Source organism: Cryobacterium suzukii (assembly GCF_004403185.1).
GTDB classification, from domain to species: domain Bacteria; phylum Actinomycetota; class Actinomycetes; order Actinomycetales; family Microbacteriaceae; genus Cryobacterium; species Cryobacterium suzukii.
In genome coordinates, this window is the sequence record NZ_SOHJ01000003.1 from 153796 (window position 1) to 174581 (window position 20786).

The 20786-nt window shown below is 66.5% G+C and carries 17 protein-coding genes; 13 read left to right on the plus strand and 4 right to left on the minus strand.

The window, feature by feature from the left end; genetic code table 11:
- The first annotated feature begins 1 nt into the window (after position 1).
- The 9 genes from E3T39_RS03860 to xylB all read left to right on the plus strand — a co-directional run bounded on the left by E3T39_RS03860 (position 2) and on the right by xylB (position 10175).
- Entirely contained in the window at positions 2-1420 is a 1419-nt protein-coding gene (locus E3T39_RS03860; RefSeq protein WP_134513412.1) for an NAD(P)(+) transhydrogenase (Re/Si-specific) subunit beta, read from the plus strand.
- Positions 1421-1657: 237 nt separating this feature from the next.
- A complete protein-coding gene (locus tag E3T39_RS03865) occupies positions 1658-2584 on the plus strand; it encodes a 5'-3' exonuclease (protein ID WP_134513516.1) in 927 nt (308 codons plus the stop codon).
- Between the two features lie 157 nt (positions 2585-2741).
- On the plus strand, positions 2742-4706 hold the full coding sequence (locus E3T39_RS03870) for a M13 family metallopeptidase (protein WP_134513413.1): 1965 nt from the start codon (positions 2742-2744) through the stop codon (positions 4704-4706).
- Positions 4707-4804: 98 nt separating this feature from the next.
- Entirely contained in the window at positions 4805-5752 is a 948-nt protein-coding gene (locus E3T39_RS03875) for a serine hydrolase (protein WP_134513414.1), read from the plus strand.
- A 71-nt stretch (positions 5753-5823) separates the two neighbouring features.
- A complete protein-coding gene (gene mmsB, locus E3T39_RS03880) occupies positions 5824-6717 on the plus strand; it encodes a 3-hydroxyisobutyrate dehydrogenase (protein WP_134513415.1) in 894 nt (297 codons plus the stop codon).
- A gap of 150 nt (positions 6718-6867) precedes the next feature.
- Positions 6868-7212, plus strand: a complete 345-nt coding sequence (locus E3T39_RS03885) for a PadR family transcriptional regulator (RefSeq protein ID WP_134513416.1) — start codon at positions 6868-6870, stop codon at positions 7210-7212.
- A complete protein-coding gene (locus E3T39_RS03890) occupies positions 7209-8012 on the plus strand; it encodes a hypothetical protein (RefSeq protein WP_134513417.1) in 804 nt (267 codons plus the stop codon). Before E3T39_RS03885 ends, E3T39_RS03890 begins: the two co-directional genes overlap by 4 nt.
- Positions 8013-8346: 334 nt before the next feature.
- The gene (locus E3T39_RS16080) at positions 8347-8733 is read left to right on the plus strand and encodes a mannitol dehydrogenase family protein (RefSeq protein ID WP_166784029.1); all 387 of its coding nucleotides are present in this window, start codon (positions 8347-8349) and stop codon (positions 8731-8733) included.
- Positions 8734-8771: 38 nt separating this feature from the next.
- Positions 8772-10175 carry a xylulokinase gene (gene xylB / locus E3T39_RS03900; protein WP_134513517.1) on the plus strand — a complete coding sequence of 468 codons (1404 nt, stop codon included), beginning with the start codon at positions 8772-8774 and terminating at the stop codon, positions 10173-10175.
- Positions 10176-10257: 82 nt separating this feature from the next.
- Here the strand turns inward: xylB and E3T39_RS03905 are convergent, their stop codons facing one another.
- From E3T39_RS03905 to E3T39_RS03915, 3 genes are read right to left on the minus strand one after another with little or no spacing between them, the layout of a single operon-like run.
- Positions 10258-11457 (minus strand): hypothetical protein, encoded by a 1200-nt coding sequence (locus tag E3T39_RS03905; RefSeq protein ID WP_134513419.1) that lies wholly within the window; start codon positions 11455-11457, stop codon positions 10258-10260.
- Between the two features lie 28 nt (positions 11458-11485).
- The gene (locus E3T39_RS03910) at positions 11486-11713 is read right to left on the minus strand and encodes a YbdD/YjiX family protein (RefSeq protein ID WP_134513420.1); all 228 of its coding nucleotides are present in this window, start codon (positions 11711-11713) and stop codon (positions 11486-11488) included.
- On the minus strand, positions 11713-13986 hold the full coding sequence (locus E3T39_RS03915; RefSeq protein WP_134513421.1) for a carbon starvation CstA family protein: 2274 nt from the start codon (positions 13984-13986) through the stop codon (positions 11713-11715). The genes E3T39_RS03910 and E3T39_RS03915 overlap by 1 nt, the downstream gene beginning before the upstream one ends.
- Positions 13987-14149: 163 nt before the next feature.
- Between E3T39_RS03915 and E3T39_RS03920 the strand changes: the two genes are divergently transcribed.
- Both E3T39_RS03920 and E3T39_RS03925 read left to right on the plus strand, forming a co-directional pair.
- A complete protein-coding gene (locus E3T39_RS03920) occupies positions 14150-15535 on the plus strand; it encodes a glycine--tRNA ligase (protein ID WP_134513422.1) in 1386 nt (461 codons plus the stop codon).
- A gap of 46 nt (positions 15536-15581) precedes the next feature.
- On the plus strand, positions 15582-16622 hold the full coding sequence (locus tag E3T39_RS03925) for a zinc-binding dehydrogenase (RefSeq protein WP_134513423.1): 1041 nt from the start codon (positions 15582-15584) through the stop codon (positions 16620-16622).
- Here E3T39_RS03925 and E3T39_RS03930 read toward each other — a convergent pair.
- The gene (locus E3T39_RS03930) at positions 16619-17992 is read right to left on the minus strand and encodes a glutamyl-tRNA reductase (RefSeq protein ID WP_134513424.1); all 1374 of its coding nucleotides are present in this window, start codon (positions 17990-17992) and stop codon (positions 16619-16621) included. The two genes, E3T39_RS03925 and E3T39_RS03930, sit on opposite strands and share 4 nt — an antisense overlap.
- A 72-nt stretch (positions 17993-18064) precedes the next feature.
- On the opposite strand from E3T39_RS03930, the gene hemE reads away from it, so the two are divergent.
- The gene (hemE, locus tag E3T39_RS03935) at positions 18065-19186 is read left to right on the plus strand and encodes a uroporphyrinogen decarboxylase (protein ID WP_134513425.1); all 1122 of its coding nucleotides are present in this window, start codon (positions 18065-18067) and stop codon (positions 19184-19186) included.
- A 10-nt stretch (positions 19187-19196) separates the two neighbouring features.
- Complete coding sequence (locus E3T39_RS03940; protein ID WP_134513426.1) at positions 19197-20714, plus strand: protoporphyrinogen/coproporphyrinogen oxidase; 1518 nt, start codon at positions 19197-19199, stop codon at positions 20712-20714.
- Positions 20715-20786: the final 72 nt, after the last annotated feature.

Below are 20786 nucleotides of genomic sequence, written 5' to 3' on the forward strand. Positions count from 1 at the left end.
CATGGATATCCTCGTTTACGCTCTCTACATCGTCGCGTTCGCGATGTTCATTATCGGGCTCTCCGGGCTGACTGCCCCGAGATCTGCTGTGCGCGGCAACAAGATCGCTGCGGCCGGCATGGGCGTCGCGTTCATTGCGACCCTGATCCACATCCGCGACACCGGCAGCTGGCTGGTGATCATCGCCGCTCTCGTCGTGGGAGTGATCGTCGGTATCCCGCCGGCTCGCAAGGTGAAGATGACGGCCGTGCCGCAGCTCGTCGCCCTGTTCAACGGAGTCGGCGGCGGAACCGTCGCGCTCATCGCCTGGGGTGAATTCCTCGAAAGCGACGGTTTCACCGGTCTCCGCGTCGCGTCCGGCCCGGTGCTTCCACTGGTGATCGCGTCCCTGTTCGCGGCGATCATCGGCTCACTGTCGTTCTGGGGCTCGATCGTCGCGTTCCTGAAACTGCAGCAGATTCTGCCCGGGCACCCCTTGTCGGTCGGTCGGCTGCAACAGCCGCTGAACGCGATCCTGTTCCTGGGCTCCGTCGTCGCGGCCGTCGTCGTCGGGATCGGCTCAACCACCACGGGCGCGGCCCTGGTCTGGTTCGTCGCAATCCTCATCCTGGCGGGCATCCTCGGGGTCATGACCGTGCTCCCGATCGGCGGCGCCGACATGCCCGTCGTCATCTCGCTGCTCAACGCCCTCACCGGTCTCTCCGCGGCGGCTGCCGGACTCGCGCTCAACAACATCGCGATGATCGTCGCCGGCATGCTCGTCGGGGCATCGGGCACCATCCTCACCAACCTCATGGCGAAGGCCATGAACCGGTCGATTCCGTCGATCGTCGCCGGTGGGTTCGGTGGCAGATCCCAGGGCAATGCGGCCACGAGCAACGGAGACCAGGTCGCAAAATCCACCTCTGCAGCGGATGCCGCCATCAAGCTCGCCTACGCCAACCAGGTCATCGTCGTTCCGGGTTACGGACTCGCCGTCGCCCAGGCCCAGCACGCTGTGAAGGACATGGCCAAGGTGCTCGAAGCACGCGGCATCGAGGTCAAGTACGCGATCCACCCGGTGGCCGGGCGCATGCCCGGGCACATGAACGTGCTCCTTGCCGAGGCCGACGTTTCCTACGACGCGATGAAGGAGATGGACGACATCAACGGCGAGTTCTCCCGCACGGACGTCACCATCGTCATCGGCGCCAACGACGTCACCAACCCCGCCGCACGCACCGACCCGAACTCGCCCATCTTCGGGATGCCAGTGCTCAACGTCGACCAGTCGCGCGCGGTGATCGTGCTCAAGCGCTCGATGAGTTCGGGCTTTGCCGGCATCGAGAACCCGCTGTTCTTCGGAGCCAACACCACGATGCTCTTCGGCGACGCCAAGAAATCCGTCGCCCAGGTGACCGAGGAGCTCAAGGCGCTGTAGGCGGTCGCCGCCCGTCGGCGCGCCAGTTGCGGGTCACCGCGCCACCTACAGATGGCGCGCCCACCCGTACCTGGCGCGCTTACCCGCGCCGGCCCGCCACGCGCGTAGGAGGGCGCCCGATATCGGCACCCGCTACGCCGGATACCGTAGCGCCCACCCAGATCGGGCGCGGTCATCGCGCCAACACGGGCCTACCGTGGCAAACTGCTCGCCGTGACCCCTCAACCCGAGCGCCGCATGCTCCTCGACACCGCAGCCCTGTACTTTCGCGCGTTCTACGGCGTGCCCGACACCGTGCGCGGCCCCGACGGAACGCCGGTGAACGCCGTGCGCGGACTACTCGACATGATCGCCCGGCTCAGCACCGAGTTTGGGCCGACCGAGATCGTGGCCTGCTGGGACAACGACTGGCGCCCGCAGTGGCGGGTCGACCTCATCCCCACCTACAAGACCCACCGGGTCGCCGCCGAGCCGGCAACGGATGCCGACCCCGCGATCGAATCGGTGCCCGACCTGCTCAGTCCCCAGGTTCCGATCATCCGCGAGGTGCTCGACGCCCTCGGCATCCCCATCATCGGCGCCGCCCACCACGAGGCCGACGACGTGATCGGCACCCTGGCCTCGCACGCGTCGATCTCCGTCGACATCGTCACCGGCGACCGCGACCTCTTTCAGCTCGTCGACGATTCCCGCCACGTGCGCGTCATCTACACCGGGCGCGGCATGTCCCGGCTGGAGACACTGACGGATGCCTCCCTCACCGCTAAGACCGGCGTCACCCCGGCGCAATACGCCGACTTCGCGGTCCTGCGCGGCGACGCCTCCGACGGGCTGCCAGGAGTCGCCGGGGTGGGGGAGAAGACCGCGGCGATCCTGCTGGCCTCCTGGGGTGACCTCGACGGCATCGTGACGGCCGCCAGCGACCCGAAAACGGTGATGGGGGCATCCGTTCGCTCGAAGATCCTCGCCGCCACCGACTACCTCACGGTGGCCCCGGCCGTGGTGCAGGTCGTGCGCGACCTGGATCTGCCGGCGTTCGACGCCCGCATCCGCCTGAGTACCCCTGATCAACTTGCCGTGCTCGAGCGGTTGTCGACCGAGTGGGGGCTCGGCGCCTCGATGACTCGCGCCCGTGAGGCGCTCGGAACGCTCGCCGCGACATAATCCGCTATCGGCGCACGCCCGAAAGCTATGGCCGCGCCATTTGGGTGGGCGCTACGCCGGTTACCGATGCGCGCTCCCATACCGGGCGCGCGCATCCAGAACGGCATGTGCGACCCCGCTGCGACAACCTGTCATCCTCCCCGGATAGGCTGAACCCATGACTGAGCTGGCGACTGCATCCGGAATCAACCAGAACGAACTTGACCCGGAGGTGCGCCCGCAAGACGACCTCTTTCGGCACGTGAACGGCAAATGGATCGCACGCAGCGAGATTCCCGCCGACAAGGCCCGCTGGGGTTCCTTCACGATGCTGGCCGAAGACGCCGAGAAGGCCGTGCGCGAAATCATCGTCGAGGCGCAGACCGCGCCCGCGGGCAGCCTCGAGCGCAAGTTCGGCGACCTGTACACGAGCTTTCTCGACGAAGAACGTATCGAAGCGCTCGGCTCCACCCCGCTGACCGCAGACCTCAAAGCGGTCGACGCGGTCACCTCCATCTCCGAGCTCCTCTCGACCCTCGGCCGCCTCGAGCGTGGCGGCGTCGCGGGAGCCTTCCACCTCTACGTCGACAACGACCCGGGCAATCCGGAGCGCTACCTGGTTTTCATCGCGCAGGGCGGTATCGGCCTGCCAGACGAGAGCTACTACCGCGAAGAAAAGTTCGCCGAGATCCGCACCAAGTACCAGGAATTTCTTGAGCGGATGTTCACCCTCGCCGGTTTCGCCGGCGCAGCCGAGCGTGCAGCGCGCGTCTTCGACCTCGAAACCGAACTCGCCTCGCACCACTGGGACAAGGTCTCCACCCGCGACAGCGAGAAGACCTACAACCTGCGCACCTGGGGCCAGGTTTCCGCGCTCGCCGCGGGCGCCGACGTTGACCTCTGGCTTGCGGGCCTCGACGCCCCGGCCGGCGCCTTCGAGGAGGTCGTCGTGCGGGAACCCAGCTACATCTCCGGACTCGCGACCGCCCTGTCAGACGACCGGCTCGAATCGTGGCAGGACTGGCTGCGCTGGCAGGTCATCCGCTCGAGTGCTGCGTATCTGTCTGGCGAATTCGTCGAGGCGAACTTCGACTTCTACGGGCGCACCCTGAGTGGCACCCCGCAGTTGCGCGACCGCTGGAAGCGCGGAGTCTCGCTCGTAGAGGGATCCCTGGGCGAGGCCGTCGGCCGCATCTACGTGGAGCGTCACTTCAAGCCGAGCGCCAAGGAGAGCATGGACGTGCTCGTGGCCAACCTCGTACAGGCTTACGAGAACAGCATCAGTACCCTCGACTGGATGACCGAGGAGACACGCACACGAGCCCTCGAGAAGTTGCGCAAATTCACGCCGAAGATCGGCTACCCGGTGAAGTGGCGCGACTATTCGAGCCTGTCCATCAACGCCGACGACCTGATCAGCAACGTCAAGGCCGCCGGGGAGTTCGAGTTTCAGCGCGAGCTCGGCAAGATCGGCAAGCCGCTGGACCGCGACGAGTGGTTCATGACGCCGCAGACCATCAACGCCTACTACAACCCCGGATTCAACGAAATCGTCTTTCCGGCCGCTATCTTGCAGTTTCCATTCTTCGACGACGCGCGCGACCCGGCCGCTAATTACGGCGCGATCGGCGCGGTCATCGGCCATGAGATCGGCCACGGCTTCGACGATCAGGGCTCGAAGTACGACGGCGACGGCCGCCTCATCGACTGGTGGACCGCCGAGGACAAGGCCGCGTTCGAGCTGCGCACGACCGCGCTCATCGCCCAGTTCGAAGGGCTTGAGCCGCAGGCCATTCCGGGAAACACCGTCAATGGCGCGCTCACGATCGGTGAAAACATCGGCGACCTCGGCGGGCTCTCCATCGCCTGGAAGGCGTACCTGCTTTCGCGCAACGGCGAAGACAGCCCGGTCATCGACGGACTCACCGGTGCCGAACGATTCTTTCTCTCCTGGGCCCAGGCCTGGCAAATGAAGCTGCGCGACGCTGAGGCCATCCGCTTGCTGGCCATCGACCCGCACTCGCCGAACGAGTTTCGCTGCAACCAGATCGTCAGCAACATTCCCGCGTTCTATGAAGCGTTCCAGGTCGGCGAAACGGATGCCCTCTACCTCGCCCCCGAGCAGCGCGTCACCATCTGGTAGCGCGATTGTCCCCCCGTCGGGGTTAGTCTAGGAACAAGCTCTTCTGAGCCGGGGATGGGGCAGGCGCGGGGCGTTTGTCGAGGAAGGGATCGAGCCGAGTGGTCTTTTCTAAGCGCGACGCCGACGGCACCGGTGCTGCTTCCAGCCGAGCGGATGCCGTCACCGGCCGTTCCCGCCACGCCGCGCTCTCCGGTGGCAAGCACCGCACGACGGATTCGCCCGAGAATTTCACCCGCGGCTTTGCGTCCCTCGGTGACCTCGCCCTCAACGGGGTGCAGGTTTCGGCGCGGGCGACCGATCTCGCGACTGGACGGGTGCTGTTCTCGGTCGACGATCACGTGTCGATGCCGACGGCGAGCGTTGGCAAGGTGCTGCTGCTCATCGAGGTGGCCGCGCGCCTGAACGACGCCGAATTCGGCCTGGCGACGATGCTCGAGCGGTCCGGCGCGGACGCCGTGAGCGATTCCGGGGTCTGGCAACACCTGCAGATTTCACGACTCGGCGTGGCCGACCTCGCAGCGCTGGTCGGCGCGACGAGCGACAACCTCGCGACCAACGTGCTTATTCGCGCTGTCGGGCTGCACTCGGTACGCGCCCGCACCGAGCAACTCGGGCTCAGCCGCACGGCGCTGCTCGATCTGGTGCGTTCCAAGCGCGGGCCGGATGACGCGCCACAGTTGTCGGTGGGGAGCGCTAAAGAACTCACCTGGCTGTTCACGGCGCTCGCCCGCGGCGAGATCGTCGATGCTGAAACGAGCGCGCGCGTTATCGGCTGGCTGTCGCTCAACACCGACCTGTCGCTCGTGGCCAGCGCCTTCGGCCTGGATCCGCTCGCGCATCGGGAGAGCGACCACGGTCTGCTCATGGTCAACAAGACGGGAGCGACTGCCGGGGTGCGCAGCGAGGCGGGAATCCTCCGCGGACCGCGGGCCGGCGTGACCTACGCTGTGACGCTGCTCTTCGATGACACTCAGCTGATGACGCGGCTCGCGGTTCTCGACGGCATGCGCGCGGTCGGGGCCGACCTGCTGGAGTACGTGCACTAGCTGGCGCTAAGTTGTGCCATCGTGGAGTTGTCGGGCATTGAGGCCCGATACCTACGCGAAGGAGCTATGCCATGGCGGTCATCGGATGGATTGGACTTGGCCACATGGGCGGCCCCATGACGGCAAACCTGGTGAAGGCCGGGCACAGCGTGCGCGGCTTCGACCTGAGCGCCCCCGCCCTCGACGCGGCGGTGGCCGCTGGAGTCACGCGCGCGACGAGCATCAAAGATGCCGTAGCAGGCGCCGACGTGGTCTTCACCATGCTGCCGAAGGGTGAGCATGCCCGCGCGGTGTACTTCGGCGATGAGGGAGTCTTCGCTCAGGCCGACCAAAAAACCCTGCTCGTGGAGTCGTCGACGATCGACATTGAATCGTCCCAGGTCCTGCACGATGCGGCAGCGGCGGCGGGCTTTCGCTTTGTCGACGCCCCGGTCTCTGGCGGCATCACCGGTGCAGAGAAGGGCACGCTCACCTTCATGATTGGCGGGAAAGCGGATGCCGTCGCCGACGCCACCGAGTACATAAAGCCGATGGCCGCGAATATCATCCCCACCGGTGGGGCGACGACCGGCCAGGCCGCGAAGATCTGCAATAACCTGATGCTGTTCATCAGCCTCGCCGCAACCGCCGAGGGAGCGGTGCTGGCGGATCGGTTGGGACTGGACCCGCAGGTGTTCTGGGACATCGCATCCGTTTCGTCGGGCGATAGCTGGGCGCTGCGCACCTGGTATCCAATTGCGGGGGTCGTGCCATCGGCGGCCGTGAACCGCGACTTCGCGCCGACCTTTACGGCCGAGCTCGCCAATAAGGACATCGGCCTCGCGGTCGCCGCTGCCGCCGCCACCAACACACCGCTCGAGATCGGTCAGCACGTGCAGCAGCTATTCCAGCGCCTGATCGACCAGGGCCAGGGCGGCAAGGACTGCTCAATGATCGTGAAACTGGTCGACGGCACCCTGGCCTGACGCGGCTCGCTGTGAGTTCTTATACAAGTGTGGTGGGGACGTGCAATTTCAGGGGTCAGCACTCGAGAAAATGATCACGAGCCCAGGTTTGACGAGTGCGATACGGAATCGTAAGTAGACAGTCTGACTAACTAGTGAGACTATGTAGTCATGCAACCCAAACCCTGGCCGGCCGATTGGATGCGCGCGGCCCTCAGCCTCTGCGTGCTCCGCACGCTCGCGCCCGGCCCGACCTACGGCTATGCGATCGCGACCGCGCTCGAAACGTCTGGGTTTGGCGCCATCAAGGGCGGCACGCTGTATCCGCTGCTCACCCGCTTCGAAGCGGCCGGCTGGATCGCCGGCGAATGGCGACCGGGCGCCGGGGGACCGGGGCGCAAATACTTCGCGCTGACCGAGGCGGGACGGCGCGAACTGACCGACCAGATCGCCCAGTGGCAACTTTTTTCCACCACCGTGCACGACCACCTGCAGAAAGGCCCGGCCGAATCATGATGACCAGCAACCCGCTTGATCACGACACCAGCGATTCCGAGCCCGCCGGCATCCGCTTGGCTGAGGCCGCACGCGAGACCGACAACGCCGCCTGGCTCGACGATCTCACGATCGAACTGCGCCTGCTCGACGTGCCCGGCACCGCCATCGGCGATGCCGTGGCCAGCGCCCGCGAGTTTCTTGCCGATTCCGGTGCCCGTGCCGAGGAATCGTTTGGCAGCCCCGCCCGCTACGCCGTCGAGCTCGATCTGCCGACCCTTCCCGAGGACAAGTCGTCGAATCGGGAGGTCCTGCTGACCAGCGGAATCGGGGTGATCGGGCTGGGGGTGCTCGGCCAAACGGCCTACCCCCTCGCGGGTGGTGACGACGGTCTGGCCGTGCGACTGTGGATGGTCGTGTCCCTGGGGGCGACAATCCTCCTGTTGGGCTTGATACCGAGAGTCATTCCCGTCTTGTTGCGCGCGCGGACCCGCCCGCGTACGGTGGGGCTGATCGCGGCAGGGATATCATTCTGTGGTTTCTGTCCTGTTCTGCTCAGCGTGTGGTGGGGGCAGGTGGTGCTGTTTAGCGTTCCCGCACTGCCGGTAGCCATCGGTGCCGGAATCCTGCTGCTCGCGCCAGCCATCTGGAACCAGCTGCGCCAGAATCTGCAGGACGATCCGATCATCGAGCCGGGCACCAATGCCGCGCCCGTCCTGTCCCGCGGAGTGCGCCTTCTGGTCGTTGGCGTCAACTGGATCATGGTGGTCTACGGTGCCATCAGCTTCGTGCTCACCTTCGCCCTCTACCCGAACAACTGATGCCCGATCTCGCAATGGAAAGGGCACACCAGACGCACGTACCTCGCTCTCGACCAGCCTGTTCCTCGGCGCGATCACCTGGTCGATGGTGATCCTGTCGATTGTGATTTGGATGTTCGCGCTGTTCGGCGAGCCGCTCGAGCGCTAGGCCCAGATCCCGCCGCCGAGCCGTGAGTTTCACGGGGATGCAGCCGTCGAGCCGTGAGTCTTAGGGTGATTTGAACGTTCCAACGCCCTGAGACTCACGGCTCGGCGACTGAAACTCACGGCTCGGCGAGGGGAGTAATACAACGTCATCGTCCGGCAGCTCCTGCAGCACCCGTTGGGCGATGCGATGTTTCTGCGGGGCGTCTTCCAACCGGCGCTGGGCGAGCGCGATCTCGAACGGGGTGCTCTGCACAAGGCGGCCGCCGCCGTGCTGGCGGCGAATGCCACCCTGGCGTTCGAGCACGACGAGGTCGTGGCGAGCTGGGCCCGTTACGCCGAGGGCACCGACGAGCAGGGCGAACCGATCGACGTCGTCGACCGCATCAAGGACACGGTCATGCAAAGCGCCGCCGACTACCGGGCCGATCCGCACTCGTTCCTGCGTGACCGCGACCTGTTCGGCGATCTGATCGACGATGCCGCGTTTGTGGCGGCCTACGACCGCGCGCTCCACCTGCTGCACACGGTCGGCGCACGCCGCACCCTTGAGGTGCTCACCGCGTCGCTCGATTAGGCTGATCACAACTAGGTTTCAAAGGAGATGCGTTGGCACTGAATCGTCGCGTGGTTGTCGGAGTGGATTCCTCGACCCAGAGTTGCAAGGTAGTCAGTGTCGACGCCGACACCGGGAAGCTGTTACAGCTGCGTAGCGCACCCCACCCCGATGGCACGAGCATCAACCCCGATCGCTGGTGGGAGGCCTTCGAGCAGGCCGGCGGTAGCGCATCCGCTCAGGGTGACGGCAATGTGCTCGCCCTCGGTGTGAGCGCGCAGCAGCACGGCATGGTCGCTCTGGACGCTGTCGGTACGCCCGTACACGACGCCCTGCTCTGGAACGACGTGCGCAGCGCCCCGCAGGCCGCCGCGCTCACCGAGCAGTACGGCGCTTCGATGTGGGCCGAGGAGGTCGGTGTAGTGCCGGTCGCCTCGTTCACCATCACGAAACTGGCCTGGCTGCGCGAGAACCGGCCCGAGCTCGCCGCGCGCGTCGAGCAGGTACTGCTGCCACACGACTGGCTCACCTGGAACATTCTCGGGCGGCCCGCCGAGTCGACGACCGACCGCAGCGATGCTTCAGGCACCGGATATTTTTCGGTGCCCAGCAACGAGTACCGCCTCGACCTGTTCGAGGCCGCCCTCGGTCATGCAGCGCGAGTGCCACGCGTGCTCGGCCCATCTGAACACGCCGGGGTCACTCCTGGGGGGGTCATCATCTCGGCCGGCGCCGGCGACAACGCAGCCGCAGCCCTCGGCCTCGGCGCGGAGGAGGGCGACGTTGTCGTGTCGATCGGCACCAGCGGCACCGTTTTTGCCAGCACTGTTGCCCGCATAGCGGATGCCTCAGGCTCAGTCGCCGGGTTCGCCGACGCCGCCGGCGGCCAGCTTCCCCTGCTCGCGACCATCAACGGTGCCCGCACCCTCGTGGCGACGGCCGGCATGCTTGGCGTCGACATCGAGCGATTCGGCGCCCTCGCCCTCACCGCCCCGATTGACGCCGACGGCCTGCTCATGCTGCCCTACCTCGATGGCGAACGCACCCCGAACCTGCCGGATGCCACCGGTTCCCTCACCGGAATGCGCCGGGCCAATATGCGCCCCGAAAACCTGGCCCAGGCATCCGTTCTGGGTCTGGTCTGCAGCCTCGCTGACGCGCTCGACTCCTTGCGCAGCCAGGGTGTGCCGGTGCGGCAGGTCATTCTGATCGGTGGTGGCTCGCAGTCGCCCGCCGTGCAGAAGATTGCCGCGGATGTTTTCGGTGTGCCGGTCGTGCTCCCAGCCCCCGGCGAATACGTGGCCCTCGGGGCTGCGCGGCAGGCCGCCTGGGCCCTCGACGGGAGCTTTCCCGAGTGGAAGCGCGAGATCGCGACCGAACTTGCGCCCTCGGCCACCCGAGACTGGGCCATCGACGTGCGCGCACGCTACGCCGAGCAGCGCGCGCTGATCTACGGGGTGTAGCCGGCCCGCTTCGCCGAGCCGTGAGTCCTGACGCGATTTAAACGTTTCAACGCTCGAAGAGTCACGGCTCGGCGAGTGAAACTTAGGGGTACCCGATGAACCAGAGCAGCACGATGGCGATCGGCTGCAACGCGATCGACCCCGCGAGCAGTCCGCGGCGCAGCGGTTTCGACCGCGCGATCGCCGGGTCACCGAGCAGCGGTGCGAGCGGCAGCAGCAAGCGAAACAGGCTCTGCTGCGGCAGAAACACTGCAATCAGATAGAGTCCGTAGCTCGCCGAATAGGCCACGGCCTCCGGCCGAAGCGGATGCAGCGCACGCCGCGACAACCACCACCCAAAACCGGCCGCGAGCACGAGCACGAGAGCGATGCCGGCCGACCCCAGGTACTTTCCGGCCATCAGAAACCACGGGGTGAGCGGCACGAACGGGGCTTGACCGACGAAACCGGTCCACCAGGACAGCTCAGTGATCAGGTAAGCGTCGGGCACGCCCGTGACAGCGCCAGCCACGAGCGGCCAGGCCAGACCGGCCGCCGCAATGGACAGCCCGGCGGCCACTATGGCCCAGCGTTCGCTCCAGCACATCCGGTCGCGCACACGCCAGCGCAGCAGCAGCATGATCGCGAGGGCCAGCGACAGCGCGAGCACCCCGGGCCGGGAGAACGCGGCCACTATCGCAAACGGAATCATCAGCAGGTAGCGCCGATTCATCATCAGGCCGAGGGCTGCAAAGACGCAGAATAGAAAAAGACTCTCGGCATAGGCCGCCTGCAAAATGAACGACAGCGGCCCGAAACAGAACAGGGCGACCGCCCAGAGCGCCGAGTAAGGACCCACCCGAGGTGCCAACAGGCGGTACAGCGCGAGCGCGGCCAGAGCGCCGAACAGGGTGGCCACGAGCACCCCTGCGACGTAGAAATCGAGGCCGGTCAGGGCAGACACACCGCGTACGAGCCAGGGAAACACCGGCAGAAACGCCCAGGCATTCGGCAGGACGTTGCCAGCCGAGTCGGTTGGAAGCTCGGTCGGGTAGCCGTGCAGCGCGATCTGCCGGTAGAACGAGCTGTCCCACGACCCCGAGAAGGTAAAGAAGTTCGGGTCGCTGCGGTAGCTCGCAAAGTTCCAGTCGAGTCGGGTCGCGACGGCGAACAGGGTCGCCAGCAGGGTCGTCGTGAGCAGTCGAGACGCCGCCCAAATCACAAGCACGAGGCCCCACGGCGGCAGGCGGCCGAGGCGAGAGCGGAGCGCGCTGGGCCGTTCTGCCACCCCCGTGTTCGTCATCGCCCCAGACTAGCCGCCGGCGACCACGCTAGCAGCAGCGCCCCTGCGGGTTCTTATCCTGGCGGTCGGTCTGGTCCCGCCAAAATTCGCGCTCGGTGAGTAGCGGATGCGGCGCGCGGTCGAGGCCGGCAGCATCCGTTTCGCAGGAGGCCGCGTGGTGCGCCACGTACTTGTCGTAGGCGTCCTCGCCGAGAAGGCCTTTGAGGTACCAGGCCACACCGCGGACGCCAGTGCGGACGCCCGCCCACAGGGTCATTAGTGGCCCTTGACCTTGATTTTTTTCTCGACCGGCAGGGCATCCCACTGTGCCTGCAGCACCTTTTCGGGCGGGGTCATGATGAACCCGGCCGGCGCGTAGATCTGCGACTGCACGGCGTCATCCTCGCTCGTGGCGTTCGAGCGCTGGCGGTACGCGCGCACGGTGGCCTGGATCGCCGTCAGGATCACGATGATCGAGAGCACGACGAAGATGATGGACAGCACACCCTGCACCATCGTGTTGCGCACGACCGCCTCCATCGCCAGAACATTCGGCGCGGTGCCGAAGCTTGTTTCGCCCGCAGCCAGCGCGTCGGCGAACGCACGGTTCTGCGCGAAGTAGCCGATGCCGGGGGTGGTGGAGAAGATCTTCAGGAACGAGGCTGAAATGGTGACCACGGCGGCAAAGCCGAGCGGTAGGGCCACGACCCAGAGATATTTGAACAATCCACGCTTGGCGACAATGGCCATACATACGGCCAGGGCGATGGCCGCGAGGAGCTGGTTGGCGATACCGAACAGCGGGAAGAGCGTGTTGATTCCGCCGAGTGGATCGGTCACTCCCATCAGCAGCACGGCTCCCCAGGCGGCGACCATGACCGCCGTGGCAGCCCAGGCACCGGGACGCCAAGAGGTGTTCTTGAACTTCGGAAAGAAGTTGCCGAGGCTGTCCTGCAGCATGAAGCGGGCCACGCGGGTGCCGGCATCCACTGCGGTGAGAATGAACAGCGCTTCGAACATGATGGCGAAGTGATACCAGAAGCTCATCATCGACGTACCGCCGACGAGCTGCTGCATGATGTGCGAGAGCCCGACGGCGAGTGTGGGAGCGCCGCCAGTGCGGGAAACGATCGACTCTTCGCCGACGTTGGTGGCCATGTCGGTCAGCATGTTGGGGGTGAGGTTGACGCCGGTGAGGCCGAGGCCGTTCACGAACGCGACCGCGCCCTGCACGGTTCCGCCGGTGAGGGCTGGCGAGGAGTTCATGGCAAAGTAGATGCCCCGGTCGATCGACAGCGCGGCAACGAGGGCCATGATGGCGACAAGCGACTCCATGAGCATGCCGCCGTAGCCGATGAACCGGGTCTGGCGTTCCTTCTGAATCAGCTTGGGCGTGGTGCCAGATGCGATGAGTGCGTGGAAGCCGCTGAGGGCGCCGCAGGCGATCGTGACGAACAGGAACGGAAACAGCGTTCCGGCCACGACGGGGCCGGTGCCGCTGGTGGCGAAGCCGCTGACCGCCGGCACGTTGATCTCGGGGCGGATGATGACGATCGCCACGGCGAGCATCCCGATCGTGCCGATCTTCATGAAGGTCGACAGGTAGTCGCGCGGTGCCAGCAGTAGCCACACGGGCAGGATCGCGGCGATGAAGCCGTAGATGATGATGCCCCAGGCGATGGTGACCTTGTCGAGCAGCAGGTAGGTCTGGCCCCATTCGGTGCCGTTGACCATACCGCCGCCGACGATGGCGGCGATGAGCAGCACAAAGCCGATGATGGAGATCTCGGTGATCTTGCCGGGGCGGAAAAAGCGCAGGTAGCAGCCCATGAACAGCGCGATCGGAATGGTCATTCCGACCGAGAAGACGCCCCATGGGCTTTCGGCGAGGGCGTTCGTGACGACGAGGGCCAGGATGGCAACGATGATCACCATGATCACCAGGGTCGCGATGAGTGCAGCGGTGCCGCCGATCACGCCGAGTTCGTCACGGGCCATCTGGCCGAGCGAGCGACCGCCGCGGCGCATAGAGAAGTGCAGCACGAGGTAGTCCTGCACGGCACCGGCGAGTACGACGCCGACGATGATCCAGATCGTGCCCGGCAGATAGCCCAACTGGGCGGCCAGCACGGGGCCGACCAGCGGCCCGGCACCGGCAATGGCGGCGAAGTGATGGCCAAACAAAACGCGACGGTCGGTCGCGGCAAAGTCCTTGCCGTCTGCCCTGTACTCGGCCGGAGTGGCCCGACGGTCATCGGGCCGAATGATGTGCTTCTCGATGAACTTCGAGTAGAAGCGGTAGCCGATGAGATAGGTGCAGATCGCGGCGAAGACGAACCAGATGGCATTGACGGTCTCACCGCGCACCACGGCGAGCATGACCCAGCTGAGGCCGCCGAGCAGCGAAATCGCCGACCAGATCGCAATCTTGAGGGGCGTCCACTGGCGATCGTGGGCGTCAAGCTCCTCGGGATTCAGCGCGACGGCTAGGTCGCGCGGAACCCGTTTCAGAGCGGTCGGTTCTTTGGTTGTGCTGGACGTAACGCCCATTTCTCCTCCTTGAGCCAGAGCAAATCTCGTGAATCCGCCTCTTTACGTTACCCCGACGCGAGAATGACTCAGACCCAGAGCGGGAACGCGGGATGGATAGAGCACGTAAAATGGATAACCGGGCACTCGCCCAAATTCTGCGCCTTCGACCATTGGAGCCACCGTGGCCGCACCCACCCATCTTGATGCCGTCATCGCCCTCGCCCGCCACCGCGGCTTTGTTTTTCAGGCCGGTGAGATCTACGGCGGTTCCCGCTCCGCCTGGGACTACGGACCCCTCGGCGTCGAGCTCAAGGAGAACATCAAGAAGCAGTGGTGGCGTTCCATGGTCACGAGCCGCGACGACGTCGTGGGCCTCGATTCGTCGGTGATTCTGCCTCGCCAGGTTTGGGAGGCATCCGGTCACGTCGAGGTCTTCAGCGACCCGCTGATCGAGTGCACCAGCTGCCACAAGCGTTTTCGCGCCGACCACCTCGAAGAGCAATATGAGGAGAAGAAGGGCCGCCCGCCCGAAAACGGCCTCGACGATATCGCCTGCCCCAACTGCGGCAACCGCCACATCTGGACCGAACCGCGCGCCTTCTCCGGCCTGCTCAAGACCTACCTCGGCCCGGTCGATGACGAGGCCGGCATGCACTACCTGCGCCCCGAAACCGCGCAGGGCATCTTCGTCAACTTCGCCAACGTGTTGCAGGCATCGCGCTCGAAGCCTCCGTTCGGCATCGGCCAGATCGGCAAGAGCTTTCGCAACGAGATCACCCCCGGAAACTTCATCTTCCGCACCCGCGAGTTCGAGCAGATGGAAATGGAATTCTTCGTCGAGCCCGGCACCGACGAGACCTGGCACCAGTACTGGATCGACACCCGCATGAAGTGGTACACCGACCTCGGCATCAATCCCGAAAACCTGCGCCTGTTCGAGCACCCGGCCGAGAAGCTCTCGCACTACTCCAAGCGCACCGTCGACATCGAGTACCGCTTCGGCTTCACCGGCACCGAGTTCGGTGAGCTCGAGGGCGTGGCGAACCGCGGCGACTTCGACCTGTCAACGCACGCCAAGGCATCCGGTAAAGACCTGTCCTACTTCGACCAGACCAAGAACGAGCGCTGGACGCCCTGGGTGATCGAACCCGCCGCCGGCCTGACCCGCTCGCTCATGGCCTTTTTGGTCGATGCGTATGTCGAAGAAGAGGTCCCGAACGCCAAGGGCGGCGTCGACAAGCGCACCGTGCTCAAGCTCGACCCGCGACTGTCGCCGGTGAAGGCCGCCATTCTGCCGCTCTCGCGCAACGAGAAGCTCTCCCCCATGGCGCGCGAGCTCGCCGCGAGCCTGCGTCAGCTGTGGAACGTCGACTTCGACGACGCCGGAGCCATCGGCCGTCGTTACCGCCGCCAGGACGAAATCGGTACGCCGTTCTGCATCACGGTCGACTTCGACTCGCTCGACGACCAAGCCGTCACCGTGCGCGACCGCGACACGATGGCACAGGAGCGCGTGCCGCTCGCCGACCTCGAGGCCTACCTCGCGGTGCGTTTGCGCGGCGCCTAGCCCTCAAAAAACGGATGCGCAGGCATCCGTCAGGCAGAATAAGACCATGAAAGCGGTCTATTTCGAAGAGTTCGGTGTTCTCCCGGTGCTGCGCGAGGTGCCGGAGCCGCTGCTGAGCGCGGCCGGCGTGATCGTGCGGGTGGAGGCCACCGGCCTCTGCCGCAGCGACTGGCACGGCTGGCTCGGCCACGACAGCGACATCGCACTGCCGCACGTCCCCGGACATGAACTGGTCGGCGTGATCGATGCGGTCGGGCCGCTCGTGCGCCGGTTCCGAGTGGGCCAGCGAGTGACCGTTCCCTTTGTTTGCGCCTGCGGCGAGTGCCCGGAGTGCGACGCCGGCAACGGGCAGGTTTGCCGCAACCAGACCCAGCCAGGGTTCACCCACTGGGGTTCCTACGCCGAGCGGGTCGCGCTGCACAACGCCGATGTAAACCTCATCGCCATCCCCGACGATCTCGACGCCGGGGCCGCTGCGCTACTCGGCTGCCGGTTCGCCACCTCGTATCGTGGGCTCGTGCACCAGGCGAACCTCAAGGCGGGCGAGACTCTGGTGGTCGTCGGCTGTGGCGGAGTGGGCCTCAGCGCGGTGATGATCGGGCAGGCGCTTGGCGCCACCGTCATAGCCGTCGACATCAGTGGCGACGCGCTCGAGGCGGCGACCCGCGTTGGGGCGGCGCACGTGGTCAACTCGGCCGGGCTCGGCGACTCCGAGGTGGTCGATCGTATTCGAGCGCTCACCGTGGACGGCGCACAGGTGAGCCTTGAGGCGCTCGGCCGGGAGAATACGGTGGCCATCAGCATCCGCTCGCTGGCTACTCGAGGACGGCACGTGCAGATCGGGTTACTGGCCGACGACCCGCGGATGCCGCTGGGTACGGTCATCGCGCGGGAACTGACCGTGCTCGGCAGCCACGGCATGCCCGCCCACGACTATCCGGCCCTGCTCGACCTCGTGCTGAGCGGCCGGCTGCGACCGCAAGACCTGATCAGCCGCCGAATCACCCTGGCCGAAGCGCCAGCAGCACTGGCCGCCATGTCAACTTCCGCCCCGCCCGCTGGCGTCACCCTGATCGAGCTGGGCTAAGAGGCGATCGCACCGGCGTCGGCGGCATCCGCTGCGCCGGCAGCTGGCAGGGTAACGTCGATACCGAACAGGGCGTCCAGCCCGGTGAGGTAGGCGTCCTGCTCGCCGGCGCGGGCCAGTTCGCGGGCGCGAACCATGGGGGCGTGCAGCAACACGCCGGCCAGGTGCCGCAGGGCCGACTCGGTCGCTTCGCTCGAATCACCGCGGCTGCGAGCCCGGGCGATTTCAGCGTCGCGCAGCTCGAACACGTAGCTGCGCAGGGCAACGACGGCCGGGGTCAGGCTTTGCTCTTCGGCGACGTCGGAGAACTTGCGGGCGGCCTTGCCCACGATCTCGCGGGCATCGGTTGTGGCATTGAGCTCCTCGAGCGGCGCATGGATGCTGATTGTCTCGAGGTCGAGCAGTTCGACACCGGGTACCAGGGTGACATCGGGTGCCACGTTGCGGGGCAGCCCTAGGTCGATGATGAGCTGCGGTGGCGCTGCGGGGCCGGCATCGGCCGGGCACAGGCGGGCCGGGGCATCGGCGGTCGCGCCGGAAATCCCGAACGGGTCCACGCCGATCTCGGTGCGCCCGCGGGTGATCAGGGCTGCATCGATGACGTGGTCATCGCGCAGGGTGCAGGTGACGACCACGTCGGCGCGGGCAACCTCAGCGGCGAAATCCTCGGTGGGAACGGCTTCAATACCGTGCGACGCGGCGAATCCGACGGCGCGACCGGAGGGCGAGTAGACCCGCACGTTCTCGGCCCCGCGGTCACGCAGGGCGGCGAGGGAGGCGCCGGCATAGCGGCCGGTGCCGACCAAAAGCACGCGGGCGCTCGACCAGTCGCTGACCCGGCTTTCGGCCAGTTCGAGGGCGAGACGCACGATCGAGCGACCGGCTGAGCCGATGCCGGTGCGGTTCTTGACACCGCGCGAGGTCTGGGACGCCCGCTGAAAGAGGCGCTCGAGCTCGGGGCTCGTGGTGCCGTCGGCGCGAGCCTGCTCGAGCGCGCGGCGCACCTGGCCGGCAATTTCGACCTCGCCGACGACGACGGATTCGAGACCGCTCGTCACGGCGAACAGGTGCTCAGCGACGCCATTGCCGTGCACGAGGGTGAGATTGTCGCGCAGGGTGTCTGCGTCAAGGCCGCTGCTGGCGCTCACGGCCTCGATGGCGGCGTAGACGGCGGGAAGAGGCGACACGCCGTAGGGCTCATTGAGGTCGAGGTAAGCCTCAAACCGGTTACAGGTCGCGACAACGACGGCACCGCTGAGCGGTCCGTGCTGCTCTACCATGCGGGTGGCCGATGCGCCCCCGCCCACAGACAATTTCTCCAGCACATCGAAGGTGGAGTTTTTATGACTGGCGGACAAAAGAATAAGCACTACGCAATTGTACGACTCAATGCTGTACGCTTTCGGCGCGCGCCGCCAGCGATGTTTGAGAGAATGGTCGAGATGATCCTCGACGCGCAGCATCCACTCTCCTCCGGCCTCACCGCCGACTCCCGCCTGATCCAGGCCTATCAGGGCACTCGGCCCGCCGTGACCCCGGTGTGGTTCATGCGTCAGGCCGGCCGATCGCTGCCGGAATACCGTGAGCTACGCGTTGGAACGCGCATGCTCGACGTGTGCCTCGACCCCGAATTGGCGAGCGAAATCTCGCTGCAGCCGGTGCGTCGGCACCAGGTCGATGCCGGAATCTTCTTCAGCGACATCGTCGTTCCGCTCAAGCTTGTCGGGGTCGACGTGTCGATCGTGGCCGGCAAGGGCCCCGTTCTTGGCAAGGCCGTGCGCACCCGAGCGGATGTCGATGAACTCACCGCCCTCGACCCCACCCTGCTCGATACGGCCCTCGCACCGATCAGTGCGGCCGTGGCGCTGGCGGTGTCCCAGCTCGGATCGACCCCGCTGATCGGCTTCGCCGGCGCCCCGTTCACGCTCGCCGCGTACCTGGTCGAGGGCGGTCCGTCGAAGGACCACATCCACGCCCGTACCCTCATGCATGCCGAACCGGAAGCCTGGGCCAAGCTCATGGCCTGGACCGCCGACGTCACCGGTCGGTTCCTGCGCGCGCAGGTGCTTGCCGGCGCTAGTGCTGCCCAACTGTTCGACTCGTGGGCCGGAGCGCTTTCGTTAGCCGACTATGCGGCATCCGTTGCCCCCGCGTCGGCCGCGGCGATCGCCCACGTGCGCGATCTGACCTACACCGTGCGTGGCGCAGGAGACGAACCGACCGACCGCAACGTGCCGATCGTGCACTTCGGCGTGGGAACCGGCGAACTGCTCAAAGAAATGCACAACATCGGTGCCGACGTCGTCGGCGTGGATTACCGGGTGCCGCTCGACGAGGCCAACCGCCGGCTGGGCGGCGCCGTCCCGCTCCAGGGCAACGTCGACCCCGCGCTGCTCGCGGCGCCATGGTCGGTGCTCGAAGCGCACGTGCGCGACGTGCTCGAACGTGGACGCACCGCGCCGTCGCACGTGCTCAACCTCGGCCACGGCGTTCCGCCCGACACCGACCCCGACGTGTTGACCCGGCTGGTCAGCCTCGTGCACGATGTGAGTGCGGCCGATTAGGAGCAGCAACATGACCACACCGATCGACGTACTCGTGATTGGCGCAGGGGTGGCCGGCCTGGTCGCCGCCCGCGAATGCGCCCAGGTGGGGCTCCGCGTCACCCTCATTGAGGCAACGGATGCCGTCGGCGGCCCGGTGGCCGGCCACGTTCTCGACGGACTCACCCTCGACAGCGGCGCCGAAAGCTTCGCCGTTCGCGGCGGCACCGTGGCGTCATTCATCGAGGACCTCGGTCTCACCGATCAGGTTGTCGCTCCGAACGTCGCCGGCGCATGGTTGCACCTTCCGGCTCTCAAAGCCGGTTCCCCAGCGGATACCTCGGTCAGCGTTCCGCTGCCAAAGGCCGGCGTGCTCGGAATTCCGGGTTCCCCGCTCGCCGACGACGTGCGCCGCGTCATCGGCTGGAAGGGGGCGCTGCGCGCCTACGGCGACCGGCTCATGCCCGTGCTCACGATCGGCCGAGAGCACAGCCTCGGCGACCTGGTGAAGAAGCGCATGGGAGCGCGTGTGCTCGACCGCCTCGTCGAGCCCGTCGCCTCCGGCGTCTACACGACGAGCGCCGTCGACCTCGAAATTGACGTCGTTGCCCCCGGACTCAACCGCGCCCTCACCACGGCCGGCTCGCTCTCCGGGGCCGTCTCGGCCCTGCGATCCGGCGCCCCGGCCGGCTCCAACGTGGGCGGACTGCTCGGCGGCATGGCCAGCCTGCCCGCCGCCATCGTTGCCGCCCTGGAACACCACAACGTGACAATTCTGACCGGCACCACGGCCGAGAGTCTGACTCATTCCGGCACCGACGACGCGCCCACCTGGGCCGTCACCGTCACCCGGCGAGCGGATGCCGACCCCGCCGACCCACACGCCGAGCCCACGACTGACACCCTCACCGCCCGCTATGTCATCGTCGCGACCCAGGGCGCGCAGGCACTGCGACTGGTCAATCCGCTCGGCGCACAGTTCGACGCGCTCGCCGAACTTGACTGGCCGGCCCCGACCGCCGTCACCCTCACTTCGCTCGTGCTCGACGCACCCGCCCTCGACGCGCACCCGCGCGGCACCGGTGTGCTCGTGTCGATTGATGCTCCCGACGTCACCGCGAAGGCGCTCACCCACGTCACCGCCAAATGGGCCTGGGTTGCCGAAGCCGCCGGCCCCGGCCGTCACGTCGTGCGGTTGTCCTACGGTCGGGCCGGTCAGTCCAACCCGACCGACGCCCTGACCGACGATGAACTCCAGGCACTCGCGCTGCACGACGCATCCGTGCTGCTCGGCGTTCCTTTGCCGGCCGGCTGCGTGCGAGCCTTTGCCCGCACCGAATGGCGCGACGCACTGTCACCCGCCACTCTCGGAGCGCCCGAACGTGCGCAGCAGGTGGGCGAAGCCGTCGCCGCGACCCCCGGGCTGGAGATCACCGGTGCCTGGTTGGCCGGAACGGGCCTTGCCTCGGTCATTCCGCACGCTCTCCAGGCCGGCGACCGCATTCGGCACGCCGCCCTCGGCCTCAACATCTCCGCGCCAGATCTCTAGCCGAAACTGTGCACTTCCTGTATTGATACGAGCGCAACCAGACATACCCGCACCACCTGAGTCCAAAACGGC